The sequence below is a fragment of the Celeribacter neptunius genome, from assembly GCF_900113955.1.
GTDB classification, from domain to species: domain Bacteria; phylum Pseudomonadota; class Alphaproteobacteria; order Rhodobacterales; family Rhodobacteraceae; genus Celeribacter; species Celeribacter neptunius.
Map to the genome: position 1 here is coordinate 232651 of NZ_FORH01000004.1, position 25607 is coordinate 258257.

24 protein-coding genes are annotated in these 25607 nt (G+C 59.9%); 16 read left to right on the plus strand and 8 right to left on the minus strand.

The genetic code is table 11. The features are described from left to right. Positions 1–26 precede the first annotated feature (26 nt). From BM151_RS12090 to BM151_RS12100, 3 genes are read left to right on the plus strand one after another with little or no spacing between them, the layout of a single operon-like run. Complete coding sequence (locus BM151_RS12090) at positions 27–995, plus strand: NAD(P)H-dependent glycerol-3-phosphate dehydrogenase (protein ID WP_090060975.1); 969 nt, start codon at positions 27–29, stop codon at positions 993–995. A 3-nt stretch (positions 996–998) separates the two neighbouring features. Further along, positions 999–1271 carry a YciI family protein gene (locus tag BM151_RS12095; RefSeq protein ID WP_090060976.1) on the plus strand — a complete coding sequence of 91 codons (273 nt, stop codon included), beginning with the start codon at positions 999–1001 and terminating at the stop codon, positions 1269–1271. After that, on the plus strand, positions 1271–1693 hold the full coding sequence (locus BM151_RS12100; RefSeq protein ID WP_090060977.1) for an EVE domain-containing protein: 423 nt from the start codon (positions 1271–1273) through the stop codon (positions 1691–1693). Before BM151_RS12095 ends, BM151_RS12100 begins: the two co-directional genes overlap by 1 nt. Positions 1694–1970: 277 nt before the next feature. On the opposite strand, the gene BM151_RS12105 is transcribed toward BM151_RS12100, so the two are convergent. Both BM151_RS12105 and ahcY read right to left on the minus strand, forming a co-directional pair. Then, positions 1971–2312 carry a DUF2853 family protein gene (locus BM151_RS12105; protein ID WP_090060978.1) on the minus strand — a complete coding sequence of 114 codons (342 nt, stop codon included), beginning with the start codon at positions 2310–2312 and terminating at the stop codon, positions 1971–1973. Between the two features lie 181 nt (positions 2313–2493). Beyond that, positions 2494–3882, minus strand: coding sequence for an adenosylhomocysteinase (ahcY, locus tag BM151_RS12110; RefSeq protein WP_090060979.1), 1389 nt, complete (start codon positions 3880–3882; stop codon positions 2494–2496). Positions 3883–4047: 165 nt separating this feature from the next. Between ahcY and BM151_RS12115 the strand changes: the two genes are divergently transcribed. The 3 genes from BM151_RS12115 to BM151_RS12125 all read left to right on the plus strand — a co-directional run bounded on the left by BM151_RS12115 (position 4048) and on the right by BM151_RS12125 (position 7026). After that, the gene (locus BM151_RS12115) at positions 4048–4650 is read left to right on the plus strand and encodes an HD domain-containing protein (RefSeq protein WP_090060980.1); all 603 of its coding nucleotides are present in this window, start codon (positions 4048–4050) and stop codon (positions 4648–4650) included. Between the two features lie 218 nt (positions 4651–4868). Next, positions 4869–5786 (plus strand): LysR substrate-binding domain-containing protein, encoded by a 918-nt coding sequence (locus BM151_RS12120; RefSeq protein WP_218151360.1) that lies wholly within the window; start codon positions 4869–4871, stop codon positions 5784–5786. A gap of 343 nt (positions 5787–6129) precedes the next feature. After that, positions 6130–7026, plus strand: coding sequence for a LysR substrate-binding domain-containing protein (locus BM151_RS12125; protein WP_177213124.1), 897 nt, complete (start codon positions 6130–6132; stop codon positions 7024–7026). Between the two features lie 48 nt (positions 7027–7074). Here BM151_RS12125 and BM151_RS21645 read toward each other — a convergent pair whose 3' ends face one another. Beyond that, positions 7075–7227, minus strand: coding sequence for a hypothetical protein (locus BM151_RS21645; protein ID WP_177213125.1), 153 nt, complete (start codon positions 7225–7227; stop codon positions 7075–7077). Positions 7228–7324: 97 nt separating this feature from the next. Here BM151_RS21645 and BM151_RS12130 point away from each other — a divergent pair, with 97 nt between their 5' ends. Beyond that, the gene (locus BM151_RS12130; RefSeq protein WP_090060983.1) at positions 7325–8206 is read left to right on the plus strand and encodes a LysR family transcriptional regulator; all 882 of its coding nucleotides are present in this window, start codon (positions 7325–7327) and stop codon (positions 8204–8206) included. Here BM151_RS12130 and BM151_RS12135 read toward each other — a convergent pair. Together BM151_RS12135 and BM151_RS12140 are read right to left on the minus strand one after the other, a co-directional pair. After that, a complete protein-coding gene (locus tag BM151_RS12135; RefSeq protein ID WP_090060984.1) occupies positions 8203–8757 on the minus strand; it encodes an ActR/PrrA/RegA family redox response regulator transcription factor in 555 nt (184 codons plus the stop codon). The genes BM151_RS12130 and BM151_RS12135 overlap by 4 nt on opposite strands. A 138-nt stretch (positions 8758–8895) precedes the next feature. Next, entirely contained in the window at positions 8896–9582 is a 687-nt protein-coding gene (locus BM151_RS12140) for an SCO family protein (RefSeq protein ID WP_090060985.1), read from the minus strand. 80 nt (positions 9583–9662) lie between these two features. Here BM151_RS12140 and regB point away from each other — a divergent pair, with 80 nt between their 5' ends. From regB to hslU, 9 genes are all read left to right on the plus strand, one after another. Continuing rightward, positions 9663–11063 carry a sensor histidine kinase RegB gene (regB, locus tag BM151_RS12145; protein ID WP_090060986.1) on the plus strand — a complete coding sequence of 467 codons (1401 nt, stop codon included), beginning with the start codon at positions 9663–9665 and terminating at the stop codon, positions 11061–11063. Positions 11064–11157: 94 nt separating this feature from the next. Beyond that, positions 11158–12747: a PAS-domain containing protein gene (locus BM151_RS12150; RefSeq protein ID WP_177213126.1), complete on the plus strand. Its 1590-nt coding sequence runs from the start codon at positions 11158–11160 to the stop codon at positions 12745–12747. 99 nt (positions 12748–12846) lie between these two features. Continuing rightward, positions 12847–13902 carry an aminoglycoside phosphotransferase family protein gene (locus BM151_RS12155; RefSeq protein ID WP_245781194.1) on the plus strand — a complete coding sequence of 352 codons (1056 nt, stop codon included), beginning with the start codon at positions 12847–12849 and terminating at the stop codon, positions 13900–13902. A 26-nt stretch (positions 13903–13928) separates the two neighbouring features. After that, the gene (locus BM151_RS12160) at positions 13929–14552 is read left to right on the plus strand and encodes a nucleotidyltransferase family protein (RefSeq protein ID WP_342714567.1); all 624 of its coding nucleotides are present in this window, start codon (positions 13929–13931) and stop codon (positions 14550–14552) included. After that, complete coding sequence (gene addB / locus BM151_RS12165; protein WP_090060989.1) at positions 14552–17521, plus strand: double-strand break repair protein AddB; 2970 nt, start codon at positions 14552–14554, stop codon at positions 17519–17521. The genes BM151_RS12160 and addB overlap by 1 nt, the downstream gene beginning before the upstream one ends. Then, the gene (gene addA / locus BM151_RS12170; protein ID WP_090060990.1) at positions 17518–20898 is read left to right on the plus strand and encodes a double-strand break repair helicase AddA; all 3381 of its coding nucleotides are present in this window, start codon (positions 17518–17520) and stop codon (positions 20896–20898) included. The genes addB and addA overlap by 4 nt, the downstream gene beginning before the upstream one ends. A 58-nt stretch (positions 20899–20956) precedes the next feature. Further along, complete coding sequence (gene trxA, locus BM151_RS12175; protein ID WP_090060991.1) at positions 20957–21277, plus strand: thioredoxin; 321 nt, start codon at positions 20957–20959, stop codon at positions 21275–21277. Between the two features lie 111 nt (positions 21278–21388). Continuing rightward, complete coding sequence (gene hslV / locus BM151_RS12180) at positions 21389–21946, plus strand: ATP-dependent protease subunit HslV (RefSeq protein WP_090060992.1); 558 nt, start codon at positions 21389–21391, stop codon at positions 21944–21946. Then, on the plus strand, positions 21943–23247 hold the full coding sequence (hslU, locus tag BM151_RS12185; RefSeq protein ID WP_090060993.1) for an ATP-dependent protease ATPase subunit HslU: 1305 nt from the start codon (positions 21943–21945) through the stop codon (positions 23245–23247). Before hslV ends, hslU begins: the two co-directional genes overlap by 4 nt. 12 nt (positions 23248–23259) lie before the next feature. Here the strand turns inward: hslU and BM151_RS12190 are convergent, their stop codons facing one another. Genes BM151_RS12190 through BM151_RS12200 form a run of 3 tightly spaced genes read right to left on the minus strand, consistent with a single transcriptional unit; the run spans position 23260 to position 25579 of the window. Then, positions 23260–23877, minus strand: coding sequence for a Smr/MutS family protein (locus BM151_RS12190; RefSeq protein ID WP_090060994.1), 618 nt, complete (start codon positions 23875–23877; stop codon positions 23260–23262). After that, positions 23874–24914 (minus strand): murein transglycosylase A, encoded by a 1041-nt coding sequence (mltA, locus tag BM151_RS12195; protein WP_090060995.1) that lies wholly within the window; start codon positions 24912–24914, stop codon positions 23874–23876. The genes BM151_RS12190 and mltA overlap by 4 nt, the downstream gene beginning before the upstream one ends. Further along, complete coding sequence (locus BM151_RS12200) at positions 24914–25579, minus strand: Tim44/TimA family putative adaptor protein (RefSeq protein WP_090060996.1); 666 nt, start codon at positions 25577–25579, stop codon at positions 24914–24916. The genes mltA and BM151_RS12200 overlap by 1 nt, the downstream gene beginning before the upstream one ends. Positions 25580–25607: the final 28 nt, after the last annotated feature.

The following is a 25607-nucleotide window of genomic DNA, read 5'->3' on the forward strand; positions in this document are numbered from 1 at the left end:
GCCAGAGCGAAAGGGAGACATGGATCGTGGGTGAGATTTCAGTCCTCGGTGCCGGGGCATTCGGAACCGCACTTGCCATTTCGCTTGCCGCCACCGGTCGTGACGTCACGCTCTGGGCCAGAGATGCCGAGGCGGCGCAGGTCATGCAAGCCAATCGGGAAAACGCCCGACGGTTGCCCGGCAAAGCCTTTCCCACGTCTCTCACAGCAACTTCGGACCTTACAAAGGCCTGTGAGGGCAGGGTGCTCTTGCTCGCCGTGCCGATGCAACAACTTGCCGGATTTTGCGACACAAACAAGAGACTGATCCAGCATAAAACGCTTGTATCCTGCTGCAAAGGTGTCGATCTCACTTCTGAGCGCGGGCCCTTGGCGGTGCTCGAAGACACGGTGCCGGACGCGGATGTGGCCATTCTCTCGGGGCCGTCCTTTGCGGTCGATATTGCCGATGGGCTGCCCACCGCGCTGACGCTTGCCGGGCGAGATCAAGCCACGGTGGATCACCTGCAAACCTTGCTGACCACTGCCAATATCAGGCTCTATTCCAGCCTCGATCCCCTGGGCGTCGAATTCGGCGGTGCGCTCAAGAACGTGATTGCCATCGCCTGTGGTCTGGCCATCGGTGCGGGGCTTGGCGAAAGCGCCCGCGCCGCGCTGATGACCCGCGGCTTTGCCGAAATGCAGCGGCTGGCGCTCCGGCTCGGGGCAGAGCGTGACACGCTTGCCGGCCTGTCGGGGTTTGGTGATCTGGTGCTGACCTGCACCTCGGAGAAATCGAGAAATTTCTCGCATGGGCTCAAGCTCGGACGCGGTGCGAAGATCGATCCCACGGTCACGGTCGAAGGCGTTGCCACGGCGAAGGCCGTGGCACATTTGTCTCGCAGCCTCGAAATTGATATGCCGATCACGACCACGGTGACACAGATCCTGAACCGTGACATCTCCATCTCCGAAGCGGCGGAGAGCCTTCTCTCGCGCCCATTGAAAAGGGAATAACCTATGAAATTTGCCGTCATTTCAACCGACAAACCCGGCGGGCTTCAGATCCGTCTCGACACCCGCCCGGACCATGTCGACTATCTCAAAAGCTGCGGCGTGGTGGAACGCGCCGGCCCGTTTCTCAATGCCGAGGGCGAGATGTGCGGCTCGCTGGTGATCATCGAGGTCGAGGATCTGGCAGCGGCGCAGGACTGGGCGGCCAATGACCCCTATGCGAAGGCGGGTCTGTTCGAAGATGTTCGTATCGAAGCATGGAAACAGGTGATCGGCTGATGGCATACTGGCTTTTCAAATCCGAAGCGGAAGTCTGGTCCTGGGATCAACAGGTTGCCAAGGGCGAGACCGGCGAAGAATGGGACGGGGTACGCAACTACCAGGCACGCAACAACATGCGGTCGATGAAACTCGGTGAGCGTGGTTTCTTTTACCATTCGCGCAAGGAAACCGAGATCGTCGGCATCGTCGAAGTCTGTGCCGAGGCGCATCCGGACAGCAAAGCCAATGATCCGCGCTGGGAATGTGTGGATATCAAGGCCGTGCGCCCGTTCAAAACACCGGTGACGCTGGCCATGTGCAAAGAAGACGCCCGCCTGAAGGATATGGTTCTGGTGAACAACAGCCGCCTGTCGGTTCAGCCGGTGACCGATGAAGAATGGAAGATCGTCTGCGAGCTTGGTGAAACGGATCCGTCCTGAACCTGCGCAATGCTCCAAAGAAAAGGAGGGTTCCGACCCCCCGGAACCCTCCACCACCCCACGTGCTCCCTAGCACCACACGTGTTCGAATATCTTGGGTCCGGGCCGTCCTGGTCCGTACATTGAACCTAGGGGATTCCGCGCCATCACGCAAATCCGAAGTAATTCAGTTTGAAGGCGAATTTGTAACCCGCGCTTAACACCTATGCCGCGGCTCGACATGCGAAAGCCGCCCCGGTGACGAGACGGCTTTGCAAAACATCGGCGCTTGGCGCAATCAGCCGTAGATGGCTTCCTTGCCGAAATGCTTGACCAGCAGATAGTAGAACACCGCGCGGTATTTGTTGCGCTCGGACTGGCCGTAGGTCTGGATCGCCGCCTGAATGGCTTCCATCAGCTCCGGGCCATCGGCGAGGCCGAGTTTCTTGATCAGGAAGTTTTCCTTGACGGTTTCAAGCTCGCTCTCCTGAGAGGCGGCAACGGTGGACGCATCGTCATTGTAGATCGCCGGACCGCAGCCGATGGTCACTTTCGTCAGCAGATCCATATCCGGCTCGATACCGCACTTGGATTTCAGATCTTCGGCATATTTGGCGATCAGATCGTCACGTTTTCCCATTTTATTCTCCCACCGTTCAAAGGGTTGTATGGCTCATATTTCAAGCCCCCGAGGGGCTTGGCCAGAGCCTAGTGGGATCGCCGCGCAATACAAAGGGAAATCTTTATACAAAGACTCCCCCCAATCGCCGGATCGGAGGGAGCCTCGATGTTTGAGCAATACCTGCGGCTGATGACGCCGATCAGTAGCGGTAATGTTCCGGCTTGAACGGGCCTTCGATGGTCACACCGATATAATCGGCCTGCTCTTTCGAAAGCGTCGAAAGCTTCACGCCGATCCGACCCAGATGCAGACGCGCGACTTTCTCGTCGAGATGTTTCGGCAGGATATAGACCTCGTTCTTGTAAGCCTCGCCATTGGTCCAGAGTTCCATCTGGGCCAGCACCTGGTTGGTGAAAGAGGCAGACATCACAAAGGACGGGTGGCCGGTGGCATTGCCGAGGTTCAGCAGGCGGCCTTCGGACAAGAGGATGATCTTGTTGCCCGAGGGCATCTCGATCATGTCGACCTGATCCTTGATGTTGGTCCATTTGTGGTTCTTGAGGGCTGCGACCTGAATCTCATTGTCGAAATGGCCGATGTTGCCGACGATCGCCATGTTCTTCATCTCGCGCATGTGCTCGATGCGGATCACGTCGCGGTTGCCGGTGGTGGTGATGAAAATATCGGCATTGGCGGCCTCGTCCTCGAGTGTCACCACCTCGAACCCGTCCATCGCCGCTTGCAGGGCGCAGATAGGATCGACCTCGGTCACTTTCACCCGGGCGCCGGCCCCGCGCAGCGAGGCGGCGGAGCCTTTGCCGACATCGCCATAACCACAGACCACGGCGACCTTGCCGGCCATCATCACGTCCGTGGCGCGGCGGATGCCGTCGACGAGGCTCTCTTTACAGCCGTATTTGTTGTCGAACTTGGACTTGGTCACCGAGTCGTTGACGTTGATCGCCGGGAAGGGCAGCTGGCCCTTTTTCACCAGATCGTAGAGACGGTGCACACCGGTGGTGGTTTCCTCGGAGACACCTTTGATCTGGTCGCGCATTTTGGTGAACCAGCCCGGAGATTGTTCCATCCGCTTGGCGATCTGGGCCTTGATCACGGCTTCTTCCTCAGAGGTCGGCACCGGGATGACATCCTCGCCGGCCTCGGCACGGGCGCCCAAAAGCACGTAGAGCGTGGCATCGCCACCGTCATCGAGGATCATGTTCGGACCGTCTTCGAACTGGAAGGAGCGATCGAGGTAATCCCAGTGCTCTTCAAGCGACTGTCCCTTGATCGCGAAGACGGGGATCCCCGCGGCGGCGATTGCGGCGGCGGCGTGATCCTGGGTCGAGAAAATATTGCACGACGCCCAGCGCACATCGGCACCGAGTTTCACCAGCGTCTCGATCAGACAGGCGGTCTGAATCGTCATGTGCAGGGAGCCGACGATGCGCGCACCCTTCAAGGGTTTGCTGTCACCATATTCTTCGCGCAGCGCCATCAGCCCCGGCATTTCGGTTTCGGCAATGTCGAGCTCCTTGCGACCAAATTCGGCGAGGGAGATATCTTTGACAATATAGTCAGTGCCCATTGGTGTGGCTCCTGCATAAACATGGGTAATTCGCGTGCTGGTTATCAGCTTGCCCCCGTCCTTACAACGCAGAGCTATTTATTTCGGATTAAGCCGGGGAGAATCGTGGAATCTCGCGCCATGCCGTTTTACCTAAACCGGCGACAGGAACGGCGAGGACACCCCATGGCAAAGGCACCGACAAAAGCGCGCGCATGGCAGAGGATGCTTTCGGGACGGCGGTTGGATCTCTTGGACCCGACCCCGATGGATATCGAGATCGAGGACATCGCCCACGGGCTCGCTTTCGTTGCCCGCTGGAATGGTCAGACCATCGGCGATTACGCCTATTCGGTTGCCGAACATTCGATCCTGGTCGAAGAGATCTTTCGCCGGCTCTATCCGAACGAACCGGTCAAATGGCAATTGGCCGCGCTTTTGCACGATGCGCCGGAATATGTCATCGGTGACATGATTTCCCCGGTGAAAGCCGCCATCGGTCCGGATTACGGCGAGTTGGACGACCGGTTGACCGCGGCGATCCACATCCGTTTCGGCCTACCGGCAAAACTCCCGGCGGCAATCAAGAAGAAGATCAAGAAGGCGGACAAGGTGTCCGCCTGGCTTGAGGCGACGCAGATTGCGGGGTTTTCCGTCGAAGAGAGCGACAAGTTCTTCGGCAAGATGAATCCCGATCTGGTCCGGGACCTTGAACTCCACCTGCGCCCGCCCGTGGAAACCCGCGAGGCATTTACCTGCCGTCACAATGAATTGCTACAACTCATGTAAGCCTAGCTACGGTCTCGGGCGGTGCAGCTGATGTAAAATTTCCTCTTCCAACTTTCGGCGGCGCGCCTCTTCCCGATCCTTCCAGGAATCCGTCGAGTGACAGGAATTGCGCGTATTTGTCCGTGTTGCGGTCCGAAACGCCGCGTTGAAAATGCCGAACATGATGATCTCCTTTCGCGATACCCTGTCCTCGTTCTAAGCAGAGTCTGCGGGAGAACGTGACTCTTGAAAAATTCGAGCTTGTTAGTATTACTTACATCATGGATTGGCGTGACATCCCATCACTCGCGGCGCTGCGTGCTTTCGAGGCCAGTGCAAGGCTGAACAGCTTCTCGGAGGCCGCCCGGGAACTGAATGTGACCCATGCCGCCATTGCCCAGCATATCCGGACACTGTCAGATCATTATGGTCTTGTTCTCATGGAACGACAGGGCAATCGAATGATACCCACCAGCGAGGGACAAAGGCTGGCCGCCGGTCTGAGCGAAGGATTTCTGCGCATCGCCGAGGCCTCGCGCGATCTTAGCCACAGCCATGAAACCCGCCCCCTGACAGTCACCACCACGATCAATTTCGCGGAGAACTGGATCATGCCGCGCCTGTCGCGGTTCTGGTCCGAACATCCGGATATTCCGCTGACGATCAAGGTCGACAATACCGTGCTCGATCTGCGTCAGAACGGGTTCGACATGGCCATTCGCTATGGTCGCGGGAATTGGCCCGGCCAGGAAGCGCAGATCCTTGTCCCGGCCGATTTCTCGATCGTGACATCGCCGGAATATCTTCAGCATCATCCCGAGATCGGCGAAGACGACTATCGGAACGCAACCTGGCTTTTTGAAGAGACCCATCTGGAGGCACAACAATGGGTCGAGGAAACCGGATACGTTTCCGATACAACACCAATGCAAATCCTCCCGACATCCGGAAGTCTGCGGGCCGCCTTGAGCAGCGGCGCCGGCGTGGCGCTTTTGTTCACACCGATGCTGGGGCGAGATCTCGAAAACGGTCAGCTTCACGTCCTCGAACGCGTCCCACAGGACGGGTTGGGATATTACATCATCTCGCGCGCGGGCGGCTCCACCCGCGCCCAGACAGAATTCATCAAATGGCTCAGAAAAGAAGCCGCCTCCTAAAACGATTTACGCAAGGTACCGGGACGGCGGCGCTTCGGGCTTTGGCCTGATACCCGGCTGCGCGCGTTGCGCCAGGGGCCAATTTCAACGATGCGGCGCAGCCCCGCCGCCACACGGGCGCGCCATGCGGCCCGGGCGGATCGGGCAGCCTGTCGCCGCCGCATCATGATCACACGACGATGCTGTAACTCGGGGTGGTTTCCCCCCCGGTCCCGCATCAGTTCAACAGCCATAATATGTAACATGAGATTTCTCCCGAATAGCTCGACAGGGTTTGAATTTACCACCTATAATGCGTCATACCTACTCAGGGATTTTTTGGATCTGTAAACAAATCTTACACATGACCGATATCGACTGGCGCCGTATTCCGTCACTTTCCAGCCTCAGAGCCTTTGAAGCGAGCGCCCGGTTCGGCAGCTTCACTGCGGCCGGGAATGCGCTGAATGTCACCCATGCAGCCATCACCCAGCAGGTGCGCGCCCTTGAAAAGGATCTCGGAATGACATTGCTGCAAAGAGAGGGGCGATCCATGGTGTTGACCGAAGCAGGTCAGCAATTGGCCGAGGCGCTTTCCGACGGGTTTTCCGCGATCGCCGAGGGGATCGAGCGGTTGCGCGAGGGGCCGGCGTCGCGCGGCTTGCGCGTCACCTGTACCCCGGCTCTGTCGCACGCCTTCATCATTCCGCGGCTGGGACAATTCTGGGACTCACATCCCGATATTCCGGTATCTCTGACCCCCTCCGTTTCGCTCGACGATCTGAGGCATCGGCACTTCGATCTGGGCATCCGAACCGGCAAGGGCGATTGGCCCGACGTCGATGTCGAACCGCTCTGGACCACCCGGGTGATCGCCATCGTAAGCCCGATTCTGATCGCAAAACACGGCGGGGATGTGAACAATTTACCGCTGCAATCGATGCCCTGGATTCGGTCGCAGGCCCATGCGGACGATCTGGAGTTAATGCGACAATGCGGGGTGGATGGGGCGACGGTCCCGGCGATTTTCATCGAAGGTCAATCCGACTCGATTCAGGCCGTGCTCCGTGGTCTGGGAATGACTTTCGTATCAGAGATTGCCGTGAGCGATGATCTCGCCTCTGGCGCCTTGGTTCGGCTGCCCTTTGATCTCGAAGATGCGGAATTTTCCTATTTCGCCGCCAGGCCGAAGGGGGTCGAGCATCCTTCGACTCGACTCTTCATCGACTGGCTCAAGACATTGGACCCGAAAACTCGATAAACAAAAGACCCGCCGAAGCGGGCCTTTGTTGCTGCTGATTCATATGCATCATAGGCTGATACGCCGGTTCATGTGAAAGTTGAGCTGATACTCGAGATCACGGCGTTCTTGATCGCTCATCTGCCCGGCAACACCCGGTTCACCGAGCGTTTTCGGGTGCGGCTTGCGCGTCTTATGGGGTCTTTTGGCAAAAATACTCATGGTCACTCTCCTTCACGACCTCCTCAGTTGGCCATGCAAACAGCAAAATCCAAAGTCAGGAATTTTGTTGCCCTGTAAGTTGAGGTAACATAGGCGCATGAGCTGGTCCGACATCCCCTCGCTCTCGGCGCTCCGCGCGTTCGAGGCCACCGCCCGTCTGGGGAGCTTCTCCGCCGCCGCGCGCGAGTTGAACGTGACTCATGCCGCCATCTCGCAGCATGTCCGCGGGCTCGAGACCTTCTTCGGAGAAGCGCTGTTGGACAAGGCCCCCAGAGGTTTCTTGCTGACCGAACAGGGGCAGATCCTCGCTCGCGCGCTGGCAGAAGGGTTCTCGACGATCAAACACGGGGTTCGCCTGATCGAGAAATCCCATTCCGACCGGCCGTTGCGGATCTCAACGACGAGCGGCTTTGCCGAAAAGTGGTTGATGCCAAGGTTGAAAGCGTTCTGGGAGCTCCATCCGGACATCGATGTCGTATTGGAATCTTCCGCGGTGCGCGATCACATCGGCGCGGGCGGGCTTGATCTGGCGATCCGCTATGGCACGGGGGACTGGGAGGGGCTGAGCGCGGCGCCGCTTTTGGAAAGCCCGTTTCACGTCGTCGCCTCGCCGCAATATCACGCGGCCGGAACGCTTGACGATCTCGGCCCCCTGGACAGGCTGATCTGGGTCTTCTCGCAATATTCGATCGAGCAATTCACCTGGGGGCCCGTCCTGGGTCTCGATTTCAAAACCGTGCCGTTTCGGAGCCTGAACACCAATGCCATCGCGCTTTCGGCAATCCGCTCCGGCCTCGGCATCTCGCTTCAGGTCGAGTTGCTGATCAAAGAGGACCTCGAAAGCGGCCAGATGGTCTCGTTTTTCCGCCATGACCCGATGGGGCTCGGGTATCACATCGTCACACCCCCGGGCGCGCTCTCGCCCAAGGTCAAGACCCTGCGAAACTGGCTATTGAAGGTGGCGCAACGCGCGGCTTAGCGCGGCGAACGCTTGGCCAGAATACGCTGCAGCGTGCGACGGTGCATGTTGAGACGCCGCGCGGTCTCGGAGACATTGCGATCGCAAAGCTCATAGACCCGCTGGATATGTTCCCAACGCACACGGTCGGCCGACATCGGATTTTCCGGCGGCGGCGGCAATGCATCGGTGCGCGCCAAAAGCGCGTTGACGATGTCATTGGCGTCGGCGGGCTTCGAGAGATAATCGGTGGCACCGATCTTGACCGCAGCCACGGCGGTGGCGATCGCGCCATAGCCGGTCAGAACGACGATCCGGCTGTCCGGACGTTTCTCGCGCAGCAATTCGACCACGTCGAGACCGCTGCCATCCTCGAGCCTCAGGTCGATCACCGCAAAGGCGGGCGGTCGGGCGGTGGCGATGGCCTTTCCGGCAGCAACGGACCCGGCCGTTTCGACCTCGAAGCCGCGCTTTTCCATGGCCCGGGCGAGACGTCGCAGAAACGGCTCGTCGTCATCCACCAACAGGAGCGATTTGTCCTCGCCAAGGTCGATCATCTCATTTCCGGTCATGGAACCCCTCTCCCACTATTCACGTATTCGCGTGGATTCATGCGACCTTAGAGCGCAGACGAGGGAGGGTCAATTTCTACGCTGCGGAAGTTTTGGGCTTCCGACCTGTCGATGATCGAAAAACCTGCATTCGTAAGTTTACTTTGCCGCGTCGATGAAACAGGCCACCCGATCCGCCATTTGTTCCGGCGTGTCCTCGCGTTTGAAGAAATCGACGAAACCGATCTCCGGAAACACCAGATAGGCGAAGGTGGAATGATCGACGAGGTAATATTCGGGATCGCCGTCCTGCTTCTTGTAATAGGTCTTATAGGCCATGGAGGCGGCTTTGACCTGTTCCGGCGTGCCGGTCATACCGATCATGTTCTCATGGAAAAGATCGGTGAACTCCTTGACGATCTCGGGCGTGTCACGCTCCGGGTCGATGGAGATAAAGGCCGCCTGTGCATCATAGCCGCGCTCATCGAGGAGGCGCAGCGCGTCAGCATTGCGCATATTGTCGAGCGGGCAGACATCGGGACAGAAGGTATAGCCGAAATAGAGAATAGTCGGTTTGGTGAAGACATCCTTGTCGGTCACCGTCACACCATCTTCGCTCACAAGTTCGAAAGGTCCGCCGATCGACGCTGACCCTGTCGCAACCCGACTGGCGCGGCATCCATCAAATGGATCCTCAGCCTGATCTCCAGCTTTCCCACTCAGTACCACAATTGGTCCTTTGCTTAGGATGAGTGTTGCGTTCGGTACGAAGGCAAAGATCCCCACGACGACAAGAAATAAAACTGCAGCAACAGACGCAATTATGGTGAGTGTTCGTGTTGTCATGGTATTCTCCTTTTCACCGCATTGATCGGGGCAAACGCAGGGACTAACAAGGGTCTTAATGACGCAGCGGGATAAAAAACTTGTCAGAGGCAGATAGTAAAAACACGCTTTTCACCGGGGAGCGCCGGTCAAATTGGGTCCGGCTGCGGACCCTGGTGGCGCTGCGCTGGATCGCCATTATCGGCCAGATTGGCAGTATCCTTGTGGCATATCTGGTGTTCGGGCTGCGCTTTGAGCTCGGTGGGTTCGCCGTTGCGATCGGCGCCTCGGTGATCCTCAATATCGTCGCCAGCTTCATTTATCCGGAAAACACACGCTTGAGCGAACGCGGGGCCACTCTGATGCTGCTGTTCGACATCGCACAGCTTTCGGCGCTGCTGTATTTTTCTGGTGGGCTCAACAACCCGTTCGCGATCCTGATCCTGGCGCCGGTCACGATTTCCGCCTCCGCTCTACAGCCGAAATCCTCGTTTCTGACCGGTGGCGCGGCGATCGCGCTGGTGAGTTTTCTGGCATTGCACCATGTGCCTTTGCACACGGAAACCGGCACGATTCACACCATGCCCGATATTTTCCTGCTCGGAAGCTGGGCCGGCATCGTGATCGGCGTGGTCTTCATGGGCGTGTTCTCCTGGAAGGTTGCCTCCGAAATCAATTCCATGTCCGAGGCCCTGCTGGCCACCCAGATGGCGCTGACCCGCGAACAGAAACTGACCGATCTCGGCGGTGTCATTGCCGCCGCGGCGCATGAGCTCGGCACGCCTCTGGCAACGATCAAGCTGGTCTCCAGCGAATTGGTCGACGATCTTCAAGGCCAGGCGGAGCTCTGTGACGATGCCAGGTTGATCAATGAACAGGCGGACCGCTGTCGCGACATCCTCCATTCCATGGGGCAGGCGGGCAAGGATGATCTTCACATGCGCACCGCCCCGCTTCAGGCGGTCGTGGAAGAAGCCGCACAACCGCATATGAATCGCGGAAAAACAGTCAAGATCGAGGTGCTCGGCGCCGAGGACCGAACCACGCAACCCTTTGTCTATCGCCGGCCGGAGATCATTCACGGTTTGCGCAATCTGGTTCAGAACGCTGTGGACTTCTGTGAAACCACGGTCTGGATCGATATTTCCTGGAGCCATCAAGATATCAGGTTGAGGATCATTGACGATGGCGCCGGCTTCCCGGCCTCGGTCATCGGGCGTATCGGCGATCCGTTCATGCGCCGCAAACGCACCGAGCGGGATCAGGAAAAACGCCCGGGATACAATGGCATGGGGCTGGGGCTCTTCATCGCCAAGACATTGCTCGAACGCACCGGGGCAGAGATCACCTTTGCCAATGGCTCCGACCGTCACGATCTCCACCTGCATGCGGGACGACGGTCCGGCGCGATCGTCGAGCTTGGATGGCAAAGAGAACTGATCAGCCTCGCGGAGGGGGAAGAGAACCGGGCGCTTGGAGAAAATACGCCCTTCGCGACATAATTTCGCCATATTTCCTGCCGCATTTAACGGTGCGTTAACCAAGCTTACTCAAACTGAACCCATCGCAATCGCGCCTATTCTGATGGGAATCACAATGTCACCGGAGCTTCTGTTCACACTCGCCACGCTCGCCCTGGGTAGCCTCGGGGCTGCCTTCTTTGCGCTTTACGGTCTCGCCTGGCTGGCATCCCGCAAGGATCACGATGTGGCGATCACCCTGAGTTCTCAGGACAATGACATCGTCTTTCTCTTTGATGACGAAAAGCTGGTGAACGCCACCCCCGCGGCACAGAGCATCATGGCAGCCGCGGCGAATGTCGGTTCCGACTGGTCCCGGCTGCTGTCGGTGATGATCTCCAAATTCCCGACCCTGCAGCGTGATATTTCGGAACTGGCGGATTGCGGCAGCATGGCCATCGAATCCCGGGACGAAAGCGCCGTGATGAAATGCGAATGGCGCAACGGCCTGGCCCGGCTGACCCTGTTCGACCGGGAAACCGAACAGGCCCATCTCGATCTCGACCGGCATTCGCTGATGGCGATGGAGCAGGAACTCGAAACCCTGCGCGCCACCACCGAACATGTTCCCTTTCTGGTCTGGCGCGAAAACGAAGACGACACCATCACCTGGGCCAACAGCGCCTATATGTCGCTCGCAGACAGCCTCTCTGACGAGGCGGAAACCCAAAGCTGGCCGCCGGTCTCGCTGTTCAATACCCAACTTCTGGCCAATGCCGGAAGCAAGGAATCCCGCCGTCTGCGTCTGAAAGATGCCGCTGGCGAAGATCATTGGTATGACGTGTTCCGCTACAAGCTCGGCAAGACCACGCTCTACACGGCGAACTCTGCCGATCGCACGGTGAAAGCCGAGGAAACCCTGCGCGAATTCACCCAGACCCTGACCAAGACATTTTCCCACCTCACCATCGGTCTGGCAGTGTTCGACCGCAATCGTCAGCTGGCGCTGTTCAATCCGGCGCTCTCGGATCTGACGACTCTCTCCGCCGAATTCCTGATCACCCGTCCGGCGCTCACCACATTTCTCGACCGTCTGCGCGACAGCCAGATGATGCCGGAACCCAAGGATTACAAATCCTGGCGCCATGAAATGGCCGAACTGGAGAACGCCGCCGAAGACGGCACTTACGAGGAGATCTGGACCCTGCCCGGCGACAAGACCTATCGCGTCTCCGGTCGTCCGCATCCGGATGGCGCCATTGCCTTCCTGTTCGAGGATATCTCCGCCGAAATGTCCCTGACCCGTCGGTTCCGCTCGGAAATCGAAACCGGGCAGGCCGTGCTCGACAGCCTCTCGGAAGCCATCGCGGTGTTTGCCAGCGACGGGCATATGGTCATGTCCAACTCTGCCTATACCAGCCTGTGGAACGTGACCCGGAAGAACGACAGTGCAGAGATCAGCATTTCGGACGCCACCCGCGTCTGGAACGCCAAATGCGCCCCGACGCCGCTTTGGGACAATATCCGCGATTTCGTCCGCGCCAGCGGCGAGCGCAACGAATGGATCGGCCAGACCCGGCTCTGGGATGGTCGTCGGCTGAACTGCCGCTTCGTGCCGATGCCCAACGGCCAGACGCTTGTCGGTTTCATGCCGGAATCCCGCACCCAGACCATGCGCCCTGTACTCAGACCCCAAGCCAGCAGCAGCCATTACGTCGAGATGTGAGCCGCTCCCAACTGCGCGGCCGGTCACAGGAGACCTTGTGTCCGGCGCGTGGCCGCCTAAAGTCGGGCGACACTCGTTCGATCCGAAAGGCTCACCTCCGTGACTTCCCGACCTGGCGCGCCAAGCGCCGCAGATGACCGCGCTCAAGCTCTGGAGACCTTCGTCTCCACCACCGACTGGGCCGGCACGCAGACCACGGCTCTTGCCGGGGATGCCTCCCGCCGCCGCTATTTTCGCCTGACCGATCCGACCTCTGGTCGCACGGCCATCCTGATGGATGCGCCACCCGATGCCGGTGAAGATGTGCGCCCTTTTCTGAAAGTCGCCGCCTATCTGCGCAACTTGTCTCTCTCGGCACCGGACATCTACGCCGCCGATGAAGAACAGGGTTTTCTCATTCTCGAAGACTTCGGCAATGATCTTTATGATCAGGTCTGTGCCCGCGACGCGTCGCTCGAGCCGGCGCTCTACGATGCTGCGGTCGATGTCTTGGTGGCATTGGCACAGGCCCCGGCGATGGAAGGGCTCGCCGAGTACGGCCCGCTGATGTCGGATCTCGCCCTGTCCTGTTACCGCTGGTATGCCGAACCGATCCTTGGGCAGGCCATGGGTGATGCATGCGAAGAGGCCCGGTCCGTGCTAAACCCGCTTCTCTCCGCACTCGGCCCCGGTCAGACCACGATCCTGCGTGATTATCATGCCCAGAATCTGCTGTGGTTGCCCGATCGTGGCGGTCCGGCAAAGGTCGGGCTGCTGGATTTTCAGGACGCCATGCTGGGTCCCGTCGCCTATGATCTGATCTCGCTGACCACCGATGCGCGACGCGATGTGCCCGAGGCAATTCAATCCCGTTGCATGGACCGTTTCGTCGCTGGACTGGGCCTAAACCCCTCTGATTTCTCGCGCGACGCGGCGATCTGTTCGGTCCAGCGCAACCTGCGCATTCTGATGATTTTCGGTCGGATGTCGCTGCATTTCGGGAAACCGCATTATGTCGACCTGATCCCCCGGGTCTGGGGGCATTTGCAACGCGATCTCGACCATCCCGAACTCGGCGATCTGGCCGCCATCGTCCGACGCCATCTCCCGGAACCAACGCAAGCATCACTCAACATCCTGAAGGCAAAATGCGGCACCATCCCAACTCTGCAATGATCTTCTGCGCCGGCCGCGGCACGCGCATGAAAGAGCTGACGGAAACCCGTCCGAAGCCGATGATCGAGGTCGCGGGCCAACCGTTGGTCGATCATGCTCTGGCCCAGCTCGACGGGGTCGAGACCCGGGTCGCCAATCTGCACTACCTGCCAGATCAGTTGGAGAAGCACCTGAATTTGGCTGGATTAGAGACTGTTTTCGAACCAGAGTTGCTGGAAACCGGCGGTGGCTTGAAGAACGCGCTGCCGCTGCTCAATGGTGACAGCGTTTTCACCATGAACACCGACGCGGTCTGGAAAGGTCCACAGGCTTCCAAGGTGCTCGCCCAAGCCTGGCAACCCGAGATCATGGACGCGCTTTTGCTTATCGCGCCGAAATCCCGCGTGCATGCCCATCTGGGCAAGGGCGATTTCGATCTGGGTGAGAGCGGGCAAATCTCGCGCGGACAGAGCTACATCTACACCGGCGCGCAAATCATCAAGACCGCTCCGCTGGCCGAGATCGAAGCGCGTCATTTCTCGCTCAACCTCGTCTGGGAAAAGCTGTTTGAGCTGGGTCGTATCTATGGCGTGACCTATCCCGGTCACTGGTGTGATGTCGGGCATCCTGATGGTATAGACGTGGCGGAAGCCATGTTGAGGGAGGTCTGATGTTCGCATCAGCGGGAAAGCCCGGATTGTTCGGCGTGCCCTGCGGCACCAACTATCCCGATGCCATCGCACACGGGTTGTTGCGACGGCTCGACGGCATGCCGCCGGAAGTACTGGCAAAGACGGAAATCTTTGTGAACACCTCGCGAATGAAGAAGGACATTCAGGTGGCCTTTGAGACGGGGAAGACACGTTTCCTGCCAAGAACCCGTCTGCTGACCGAGATCGGGCTTGATCCGGGATTCATGGACCTGCCGGTGCCGGTCAGCAGCTTGCGTCGGCGACTGGAACTGTCACAACTGGTGCGGCATTTCCTCCGTCAGGAGCCGCAATTCGCCATTCGCTCTTCTGTATTCGATCTCTCCGACAGTCTTGCACAGCTTCTGTCCGAGATGCAGGACGAGGGCGTCACCCCGGAGGATATTCGCAATCTGAAGGTTCAGGATGCCTCGGGGCACTGGCAGAAATCGCTGCAATTCCTGTCGATCATTTTCGAATTTTTCGGACCTGAAGTCGCCCGCACCCCGAGCCCGGAAGATCGCCTGCGCCAGATCGTGGATCGGTTGGAAGCGCAATGGGCAAAGAGCCCGCCGGATCATCCGATCCTCGTCGCCGGCTCGACCGGCTCACGCGGTACGACAGCCCGTTTCATGTCGCTTGTCGCCCGGCTGCCCAACGGCGCCGTGATCCTGCCCGGCGTCGATTTCGACATGTCGGGATCGGTCTGGAACGCGATCCGCACCCCGGATCATGCCGCCTTTGAGCATCCGCAGGAACGCATGGCGCGTATCGGCGAGAGGCTCGGCATCTCGCCGAGAGAAATTGCGCCATGGGACGAGGTTCAGCCCCCGAATGCGATCCGAAACCGGCTGATCTCCCTGGCTTTGCGCCCAGCACCGGTGACGGATCAATGGATGCGCGAAGGTCCGGCCTTCAAGGATGTCGAGACAGCGACAGAGGCGCTGAGCCTCATCGAAGCTCCGGATATGCGGATCGAATCCAATGCCGTGGCGCTGATCCTGCGTCACGCGGCCGAGACCGGCAAGAAAGCGGCTTTGATCACCCCCGATCGCGATTTGGCCCGCCGCGTGACGGCGCTTCTGGACCGTTGGGACATTGCTCCCGATGACAGTGCCGGCATCCCGCTCAACCAGACTCCGCCGGGGCGATTGCTCCGGCATCTGGTCGGCTTCATGGGGCAAAGCCTGTCCGCCGAAGACCTTCTGGTGCTGTTGAAACATCCGCTCTCGGCGCGAGGCTCCGAAGGCGATGAGGGCCGGGGGTATCACCTGTTGTGGACCCGTGAGCTCGAGGTTCATCTGCGCCGCCACGGCCCGGCCTTTCCCGAGCGCGACGACCTGCTGCATTGGGCCATCAAATCGGGCGAGGACAAGGAGGACAAAGACGCGCGCTATCACTGGGCCGGTTGGGTCGCGGATGTGAAAGAGGTTTTGACCGAGGCACAGGAGCGCCCGCTTGGCCAACATGTCGATCACCTTGTCGAGCTGGGCGCCATTCTGGTCAAGGGCCCGAAAGGCGAAGACGACAGCGAGCTCTGGGCGCAAAATGCCGGGCGAGAGGTGCTGCGGCTGATTCACGATCTGCGACAAGAGGCGGAGCATGGTGGTACGCTCACCGTGCTGGAATTCGCCGATCTGTTTCGGGCCGTCTTGGGCCGCGGCATCGCGCGCGACCCGGAACCGAAACACCCGGAAATCATGATCTGGGGCACCTTGGAAGCCCGCGCACTCAATGCCGATCTGGTCATTCTCGGCGGGTTGAACGAAACGGTCTGGCCACAATCCGTTGGTCAGGACCCCTGGTTCAGCCGCGATATGCGCAAGCAGGCCGGACTTTTGTCGCCGGAACAATCGACGGGGCTCGCGGCACATGATTTTCAACAGGCGATCGGCGCGCCCGACGTGGTGATAACCCGGGCCAAACGCGATGCCGAGGCGGAGACCGTGGCCTCGCGCTGGCTCATTCGTCTCACCAATCTCATGGCGGGCATGTCGGACGAGGGGCGTGCCGCACTCGCGGCCATGCGGGAGCGCGGTCAAAAGTGGATCGATCTGGCCGAAGAGATCGACAGACCCGATTTTACCCTTCCTGCGGCCAGACGCCCGAGCCCGCGCCCGCCCGTCGAGGCGCGTCCGCGACAGCTTTCAGTGACCCGGATCGAGACCCTGATCCGCGATCCTTATGATATCTACGCCAGCCGTATCCTGCGCCTGAGCAAACTCGATCCGTTGAGCCGCGACCCCGACGTGCGCGAACGTGGCACCGCGCTTCATGCGATCATGGAAGCCTATCTGTCGCAGATTGCCGATGAGTCCCATGAGGCTGCGGTCGCACGGTTTCTCTCCGTGGCCGAAGATGTGCTCGAACGCGAAGTGGCCTGGCCTTCGGCAAGACGTGTCTGGCTCGGTCGCATCCGGCGCGTCGCCAGTCAGATCATTCAACGCGAGAGCGCCTTGCTGACCGAAGGCCAGCCTGCCGGGATCGAGGCCAAGGGCGCGATGCATATCCCCGAGGTGGATTTCTCGCTGACCTGCAAAGCGGATCGGATCGACCGGCTCGAGGACGGAACTTTCGCCATTTATGACTATAAATCCGGCTCGCCGCCGAGCGAGAAACAAACCCGCTATTTCAACATTCAGCTGCATCTCGAGGCGGCGATGATGGAGGCCGGCGGCTTCGACGACGTGCCCAGGGGGCATGTGTCGAAAATTGCCTATCTCGGTCTCGGCACGAAACTCACCGACACCACGCTGCCGTTGGAGCCCGGAGAGGACGTGAAGATCCGCAAACGCCTCGCCGATTTGATCAAGGCCTACGACACGGTGGAACAGGGCTATTCGGCGCGGCGCATGATGGCCTCTGTGCGGTACACGACCGATTTCGAACATCTGTCGCGCTATGGCGAATGGACCGATTCGGATGAGCCGGTGCCGGAGGATCTGGCATGACTGAGATGAACGAAGCCACCCGCCGTCAGATCATGGCCGCGCGCCCCGATGTCTCCACCTGGGTCTCGGCAAATGCCGGGTCGGGCAAGACCAAGGTGCTGACGGATCGGGTGGCGCGACTGTTGCTCGATGGCACGCCGCCGCAACACATCCTCTGTCTGACCTATACCAAGGCCGCCGCCGCCGAGATGCAGAACCGGCTGTTCAAACGCCTGGGCGATTGGGCCATGCTGCCCGATCCGGATCTGATCAAGGAGCTGACCGCTCTGGCGCCGGACAAGGCGCTCGACAGCGATGTGTTGCGTCAGGCCCGGACGCTCTTTGCCCGGGCGATCGAGACACCGGGCGGGTTGAAAATCCAAACGATCCACTCGTTTTGTAGCGCCTTGTTGCGGCGCTTTCCGCTCGAAGCCGGCGTGTCGCCGCAGTTCAAGGAAATGGATCCGCGCCAGTCGCGTCAAATGCTCGCGGATATTCTCGAGGAGATCGCGCTTGGCCCGAAACGCGAAGTGATCGATGCTGCGGCCGCCTATGTCAGCGATCTCGATCTGACCGATCTCGCCGAGAAACTCATCGCCAAGCGCGAGTTGCTCATACCGGCGCGGGGCCGCTCGGAGATCTGGTCCTGGTTCGATCTGCCGGAGGGATATTCCGAAGAGTTGCTTCTGGGGGACGTCTTCCTCGGCGGCGAGGCAGAGATGTTTCGCGACGCCGCCATCTTGATGGAGGGATCGAGCAAGGCCGATCAGAAACTGGCACCAATTTTCCGAAATTGGGCTGGATTAGAGCCTGATTTGGCGCTGGTTCACGACTGCTGCAACCGGCTTCTGGCCGGTGAAAAAAGCAAGACACCGTTTCAATCGAAATTCTACGCGCAATATGCCAGCCTGCCGACCCGCAAGCTGATCGACGCGCATCCGGAGGCGTTTCATCGGCTCGAGGCCTTCATGAAGCGGATCGAGGCGGTGCGGCCCAGGCTTTCGGGCCTGTTGGACGCGCGCAAAACCGAAACGCTGCATCGCCTGGCACAGGAGGTCTTGCCGCCCTATCTCGAACGCAAGGCCCAACTCGGGCTTCTGGATTTCGACGATATGATCCGCCGCGCGCGCGATCTTTTGTCGATCTCCAACGTGTCGCAATGGGTGCTCTACCGGTTGGACGGCGGCATCGATCATATTCTGGTTGACGAGGCCCAGGACACCAGCCCGGACCAATGGCGCGTCGTGCAGCTTCTGGCCGGTGAGTTCACCGCGGGCGAGGGAGCCCGTGCGGATGTCACCCGCACCATCTTTGTCGTCGGCGATCACAAGCAATCGATCTATTCCTTCCAGGGGGCAGCGCCGGAAGCCTTCGACCTGATGAAAGGTCATTTCGGCGCACAACTCGGTGCCGTGGAGCAACCGCTACAAGACCTCGCGCTGCAATACTCCTTCCGCTCCTCGCCCGCGATCCTGAGCGCCACCGACGCGGTTTTCGCACAGAGCGACGGGGTCGGGGTCGGGGGGGCGCCGGAACATATCGCGTTTTTCGAGGACATCCCCGGGCGTGTCGACCTCTGGTCTCTGGAAGAGCCGGAAGCCACGGAAGATGATCCCGAAAACTGGGAAGATCCGGTCGATATCATCCGCCCGGAACATCACAACGCCCGGCTGGCGCGGCGGGTCACGGAATTCGTCGCCGATCTGCTTGAGAATGGCGCCTTGCCGGGCAAGAATGGTGCGGGCAGGGCGGTCGAGCCCGGCGATATCCTGATCTTGGTGCGCAGCCGTTCGGAATTGTTCGGGCGCATTCTGCGCAGTCTGAAATCTCATCCCGCCCGCATTCCCGTGGCCGGCGCCGATCGGATGACGCTTGGCGACGAGATGGCGGTCAAGGATATCTCGTCGCTTCTGGCCTTTCTGTCGCTGCAGGATGACGATCTTGCGCTGGCCGAAGTGCTGAAATCACCGCTGTTCAACTGGTCGGAACGCGATCTCTATCAGCTCGCACATGGGCGCACCACGATCACGCTCTGGCGGGCGCTTTATGAGCGGCGCGCGGACTGGCCCGAGACCTTCGAAATCCTTGAGGATCTGCGGCAGGTCTCCGACTTCCTGCGCCCTTACGATCTGATCGAAAGGGTGCTCATCCGCCATGACGGCCGGCGCAAATTCATCGCGCGATTGGGCAAGGAAGCCGAGGACGGATTGGACGCGCTGCTGCATCAGGCCCGCGCCTATGAAACCGGCGAGACGCCGAGTCTCACCGGGTTTCTGGCCTGGCTCGAAGCGCAAGAGATCCAGCTCAAACGCGTGCTCGACGAGAATTCCAATCTGGTGCGGGTGATGTCGGCGCATGGCTCGAAAGGGCTCGAGGCACCGATCGTGATCCTGCCCGACACGTTGAAACCGCTGCGCGAGACGCGCGAGGAATTCATCGAGCCTGCGCCCGGACAGTTGATCTGGAAAGGCGCGAAGGAACAGCGCTCCGATCTGACAAATTCGACCCTGAACCGGCTGAAACAGGCAGATTTGGAAGAAGATCGGCGATTGCTCTATGTGGCGATGACCCGGGCGGAAAAATGGCTCGTGGTCTGTGGTGCGGGCGAGGAGAAACCGGACACATGGTACGATCTGATCCGGAAAGGCTTGGAAACCTTGCCGACAGAGGCCTGTGAACTTGCCGGCACTTTGGGGCGACGCTATGCGCACGGCACCTGGCCCGACAGCGGCGCAGGAAAAGACAACACAGAAAAGGCCGCAACCCTCCTGCCGCATTGGTGCCACTCGCCCGCCATTCCGCCGGACACGACAGTGGAGAGGATAAGCCCCTCGGATCTCGGTGGTGCAAAGGCTTTGCCCGGTGAAGCCGCGCTCCTGGATAAGGACGTGGCCATGCGGCGTGGTCGGCAATTACATCTGCTGATCGAGCTCTTGCCGGAAATTGCAGCGAAAGAGCGGGAAGATGTCGCCCGCTTCCTGCTCACGCGTGGAGAAGATCCCGCGCTTGACGATGAGATCCCCGAACTGATCGAAGAGGCTTTGTCGGTGATCGGCGGACGATATGACTGGGATATTTTCGGGCCGGGCTCTCTGGCCGAAGTCCCTTATACGTCGCAGCTTTTCGGCAAGTCTCTGAGCGGCATCATCGATCGGCTCATCGTGTCGCCGGACCGCGTCCGGATCGTCGATTACAAATCGAATGCCATCGTGCCGGATCGCCCGGAGGACATCCCGGAAGGGCTGCTGCGTCAGCTCGGTGCCTATGCGACGGCCTGTCGGGAGATTTACCCGGAGCGCGAGATCGAGGTGGCGATCCTGTGGACGAAAACGGCAAAGCTGCAACCGGTGTCTCTCGACATCGTGATGTCTGCATTGCGTCGTACCGCCACATCTTGACCGCCACGGGCACACGCCCTAGATTTTCGCTCAAGTTACAGCATTCAGGAGAAGCCCTATGGCAACCGTCCAAGTCAGCGACGACACGTTCTCGTCCGAAGTCCTCGAATCCGATATCCCCGTTGTGGTCGATTTTTGGGCCGAATGGTGCGGCCCGTGTAAACAGATCGGCCCGTCGCTCGAAGAACTGGCCAAGGAGCTCGACGGCAAGGTGAAGATCGCCAAGGTGAACGTCGATGAAAACCCGAACGCGCCGGCACAATTCGGTGTTCGTTCGATCCCGGCCCTGTTCATGTTCAAAGGCGGCGAAGTCGTCTCTGCCAAGATCGGCGCAGCCCCGAAAGCGGCTCTCGCCAACTGGATCGCCGAAGAATCCTGATCCCGATTGGGATGACGTGAATTGGGGCGCCTCAGGGCGCCCTTTTTCATGCGCCGGTTGCACAGGACCCGCCATGGTCACATATAGAGGGCCAAGCGAAAGGAAATCCGAATGTCGAAAGAAGAATTCCCCGGCTGGCATGGCACGACGATCATCGGCGTGCGGCGCGGTGGTGAGGTTGTGGTTGCCGGCGACGGGCAGGTGAGTCTCGGTCAGACCGTGATCAAGGGCACGGCTCGCAAAGTGCGGCGGTTGAGCCCCGGAGGGCGCGAGGTGGTCTGTGGATTTGCCGGTTCCACCGCCGATGCCTTCACGCTTCTGGAACGGCTCGAAGCCAAGTTGGAAGCCACGCCGGGTCAACTGGCACGGGCCTGTGTCGAACTGGCGAAAGACTGGCGCACCGACAAATATCTCTCGAAACTCGAGGCCATGCTGATCGTCACAGATGGCGATGCGCTCTTGGTGGTGACCGGCGCCGGCGACGTGCTGGAGCCCGAACATGACATTGCGGCCATTGGTTCAGGCGGCAATTTCGCACTCGCAGCCGCGCGCGGCCTCATGGAGACAGAAAAATCTGCCGAAGAGATCGCCCGCGCAGCGATGGCCATCGCCTCCGACATTTGCGTTTACACCAATGGCAACCTGACGGTTGAGAAGATTTCGACATGACTGACCTGACTCCCCGTGAAATCGTATCCGAACTGGACCGTTTCATCATCGGCCAGAAAGACGCCAAGCGCGCGGTCGCCGTGGCGCTGCGCAATCGCTGGCGCCGCAAGCAGCTCTCCGACGAGCTGCGCGATGAGGTTTATCCGAAGAACATCCTGATGATCGGGCCCACCGGCGTCGGTAAGACCGAGATTTCCCGCCGTCTGGCGAAACTCGCCAAGGCCCCCTTCGTCAAGGTGGAAGCGACGAAATTCACCGAGGTCGGCTATGTCGGTCGCGACGTCGAACAGATCGTGCGAGATCTCGTCGATGGCGCAATCACCCAGACCCGCGAATACATGCGCGAGGATGTGAAGGCGAAGGCCGAAGCCGCCGCCGAGGAACGCGTGATCGAAGTGATCGCCGGCTCGGACGCCCGCGAACAGACCCGCGAGATGTTCCGCAAGAAGCTGCGCAGTGGCGAGCTCGACAACACGGTGATCGAATTGGAGCTGCAGGACAGCGCAACGCCGACGGGCATGTTCGAGATTCCCGGCCAGCCGCAGATGGGTGGCGGAATGATGAACCTGGGCGATCTGCTCAAGGGCTTTGGCGGCCGGACCGTCAAGAAACGCATGAGCGTCGCGGACAGCTATGAGGTTCTGGTCAATGAAGAGGCCGACAAGCTTCTGGATGACGAGACGGTCACCCGCGCGGCGCTCAAGGCGGTCGAAGAAAACGGCATCGTGTTCCTCGACGAGATCGACAAGGTCTGTGCCCGCTCGGACGCGCGCGGTGGCGATGTGTCCCGTGAAGGGGTGCAGCGCGATCTGCTGCCGCTGATCGAGGGCACCACCGTGTCGACCAAATATGGCCCGGTGAAAACCGACCACATCCTGTTCATCGCCTCTGGCGCGTTCCATATCGCCAAACCGTCGGATCTGCTGCCGGAGCTTCAGGGCCGCCTGCCGATCCGCGTCGAACTTCGCGCGCTGGAAGAGGGCGATTTCGTCCGCATCCTGACGGAGACCGACAATGCGCTCACGCTGCAATACACGGCGCTGATGGAGACGGAAGAGGTCAAGGTGACATTCGCCGAAGACGGCATCGCCGCGATCGCCAAGCTCGCCGCCGAGGTGAACAGCACGGTCGAAAACATTGGTGCACGGCGGCTTTACACGATCATGGAGCGGGTGTTCGAGGAGCTGTCTTTTGAAGCTCCCGACAAATCCGGCGCCGAGATTACCGTCGACGCCGCCTATGTCCATGCCCATGTCGACCAGCTGGCCAAGACCACGGATGTCAGCCGTTACATGCTGTAATCGACGTATTATTCATTTTTGGCGGCGCAGGTAGACGTAATAGGCTCCTGTGCCGCCATGTTTGAGATGGGCCTCGGAGACCTGCAACACCGCCTCGCGCAAAGGCGAGCTGTGCAGCCAATGCGGCACCTGATGTTTCAACACGCCCTTGCGCACCGGGATCGGTCCGCCTTCGTCGCGATGCTTGCCCTTGCCGGTGATCACCAAAACCAGCCGCCGCTCCATCGCCCAGGAATTGAGGATGAACCGCGTCAGCGCCGGATGCGCCTGGGCCAGCGTCATGCCATGCAGGTCGATCCGGGCCTCGGGCACCAATTGCCCCTTGCGCATCTTGCCGAATTTCTTGCGGTCCATGCGCATTGGCGCCTGCGTCAAATGATCCGAAATCGTCGGGGCGAGATCATGGGCGCGGGAGGCTGTCGCTGCATGACGCCCGATTTCGAGATCCAGGTTGAGCGAGGGTTTCCCCGGTGCTTTCCGCTGTACCGGTTTCACCTCCGGTATCCCTGGCTTTTCAGGCCGGGCAAGGGGGGCCGCCGGTCGGTTGGGGTGCAGCGGCGTCGTGGTCTTGCGCACGGAGTCCCAAAGATCCTTGTCTTCCCCGGACAGGGTCTTTTTGCGCCGGCTCACCCTTCCACCCTTTCCTCAAAAGCATAGGCAAGCTGGATCGGCATGAGCACGATCATCCGTCCCGGATCGCGGATTTTTCCGGCCTGATCTCCGGCAAAATGGCCCGAACCGAAAAAGATATCGGCGCGTTGCGCGCCCTTGATCGCGGATCCGGTATCCTGTGCGATCATCAAGCGCTGCAAGGGTTCCGCACCGTCTTTTTCAATCCAAACGGGCGCCCCCAGGGGGGTGAATTTCGGATCGACCGCGATCGTGCGCATCGGCGTGATCGAACGATGCATGGCACCAATCGGCCCCTTGTCTGCGGACAGGCTCGGGAGTTCCCGAAAGAACACATAGGAGGGGTTGGTATTCAAAAGCGCATCGCCCTCGACCGGGTTGCGCCGCACCCAGTTCTGGATGACTTTTGCGGAGACCTGATGCGCATCGTAAATACCGCGGCGGATCAGCTCCTGTCCGATGGAACGATAGTTTCGGCCGTTGTGGCCGGCATAGCCGATACGCATCACCGAGCCGTTTTCCAACCTGATCCGGCCTGACCCTTGTACCTGAAGGAAAAACAGCTCGACCGGATCATCGACCCAGGCAATCTCAAGGTCTCGACCGGCGAGCGCGCCATCGGAAATATCCTGACGCGACAGGTAAGGTGCGCCGGAAACGACATCGGGAGGCAGACGATAGAGCGGGTAGCGATAGCGGGCCGTCTGAGACCGCGACCCCCGCAGTTCCGGTTCGAAATAGCCGGTGAAAAGCGGCTCTTGCCCGTCTTCGATCAGCACCGGCCGAAAGAACAATTCGAAAAAACTGCGGGCATTGGGGGCCTGTTTGGCAAGCGCACAGAGCTGTGGCCATTCTGCCCCCTCGATCAGATCGCAGGTCTCGGCAAAAACGGAAAGGGCGGCGGATTGATCATCCGCAGCCCAGCCGTTCAGCTCATCGAAGGAAAGGACGCGCGCCATGAGATCATCCTGAGATGATGCCGGCGCGGTCAGGGCCAGCAAACCTGCAACCGCAGTGCCTGCCATTCGTTTCCACATCAGGCACCGGTGGCGACGAGTTGCCAGTTCGGATCGTTGGAACCAAGCACGCGGGCAAAGGTCCAGATGTCCTTTTGCCGTTTGATATCCTTGGCGTCACCTTCGACAATATCCCCTTGGGCATTGCGCACGACAGACGTCGTTTCGCCAACGAAGCGGATCTTGATTTCCGCCTCATCGCTGGCGCGGTCAAAATCGGCATCTATGATCTGCAGTTCGCGCAGACCAACGAACTGGCTCTCGATGGTCAGGCCTTTGGCCTGGCGGTCGGCCACCACTGAGGCGAAAGCCTCATGGACATCCTCGGAAAGGAAGTCCTTGATACTGTCGAGATCGTCATGTTCGAAAGCCATGAGGATCATCTCATAGGCACCGCGGGCACCGGAAAGAAACTCGGCCACGCTGAACGAGGGCTCGACGCGTTTGATCGCGGCTAGATTCTCGGCGGCACGCGTGCCGGCTTCGACATTGTCGACAATGTCATGGTCCACACCGCCTTCGATCACCTCGAAATCGCGCTTGACCTGCGTGGCCTCCTCAGGCCCAGGAAATTCCGCACGGGGTTTTTCGAAACCTTCGCGAGTCCCCAAAACACTGCGCAGGCGCAGGATCAGAAAAATGGCTATGCCCGCGAGGACAAGAATGGAAAGAAGGGAGTTCCCCATCGGCGATCAATCTCCGTGCATCATGGCA

What these genes read in the sequence shown, in the direction of transcription:
- BM151_RS12095 (WP_090060976.1), top strand. Translation starts at nt 999, where the DNA reads ATGAAATTTGCCGTCATTTCAACCGACAAACCCGGCGGGCTTCAGATC.
- BM151_RS12100 (WP_090060977.1), top strand. Translation starts at nt 1,271, where the DNA reads ATGGCATACTGGCTTTTCAAATCCGAAGCGGAAGTCTGGTCCTGGGAT.
- BM151_RS12105 (WP_090060978.1), bottom strand. Translation starts at nt 2,312, where the DNA reads ATGGGAAAACGTGACGATCTGATCGCCAAATATGCCGAAGATCTGAAA.
- ahcY (WP_090060979.1), bottom strand. Translation starts at nt 3,882, where the DNA reads ATGGGCACTGACTATATTGTCAAAGATATCTCCCTCGCCGAATTTGGT.
- BM151_RS12115 (WP_090060980.1), top strand. Translation starts at nt 4,048, where the DNA reads ATGGCAAAGGCACCGACAAAAGCGCGCGCATGGCAGAGGATGCTTTCG.
- BM151_RS12125 (WP_177213124.1), top strand. Translation starts at nt 6,130, where the DNA reads ATGACCGATATCGACTGGCGCCGTATTCCGTCACTTTCCAGCCTCAGA.
- BM151_RS21645 (WP_177213125.1), bottom strand. Translation starts at nt 7,227, where the DNA reads ATGAGTATTTTTGCCAAAAGACCCCATAAGACGCGCAAGCCGCACCCG.
- BM151_RS12130 (WP_090060983.1), top strand. Translation starts at nt 7,325, where the DNA reads ATGAGCTGGTCCGACATCCCCTCGCTCTCGGCGCTCCGCGCGTTCGAG.
- BM151_RS12135 (WP_090060984.1), bottom strand. Translation starts at nt 8,757, where the DNA reads ATGACCGGAAATGAGATGATCGACCTTGGCGAGGACAAATCGCTCCTG.
- BM151_RS12140 (WP_090060985.1), bottom strand. Translation starts at nt 9,582, where the DNA reads ATGACAACACGAACACTCACCATAATTGCGTCTGTTGCTGCAGTTTTA.
- BM151_RS12150 (WP_177213126.1), top strand. Translation starts at nt 11,158, where the DNA reads ATGTCACCGGAGCTTCTGTTCACACTCGCCACGCTCGCCCTGGGTAGC.
- BM151_RS12160 (WP_342714567.1), top strand. Translation starts at nt 13,929, where the DNA reads ATGAAAGAGCTGACGGAAACCCGTCCGAAGCCGATGATCGAGGTCGCG.
- addB (WP_090060989.1), top strand. Translation starts at nt 14,552, where the DNA reads ATGTTCGCATCAGCGGGAAAGCCCGGATTGTTCGGCGTGCCCTGCGGC.
- addA (WP_090060990.1), top strand. Translation starts at nt 17,518, where the DNA reads ATGACTGAGATGAACGAAGCCACCCGCCGTCAGATCATGGCCGCGCGC.
- trxA (WP_090060991.1), top strand. Translation starts at nt 20,957, where the DNA reads ATGGCAACCGTCCAAGTCAGCGACGACACGTTCTCGTCCGAAGTCCTC.
- hslV (WP_090060992.1), top strand. Translation starts at nt 21,389, where the DNA reads ATGTCGAAAGAAGAATTCCCCGGCTGGCATGGCACGACGATCATCGGC.
- hslU (WP_090060993.1), top strand. Translation starts at nt 21,943, where the DNA reads ATGACTGACCTGACTCCCCGTGAAATCGTATCCGAACTGGACCGTTTC.
- mltA (WP_090060995.1), bottom strand. Translation starts at nt 24,914, where the DNA reads ATGTGGAAACGAATGGCAGGCACTGCGGTTGCAGGTTTGCTGGCCCTG.
- BM151_RS12200 (WP_090060996.1), bottom strand. Translation starts at nt 25,579, where the DNA reads ATGGGGAACTCCCTTCTTTCCATTCTTGTCCTCGCGGGCATAGCCATT.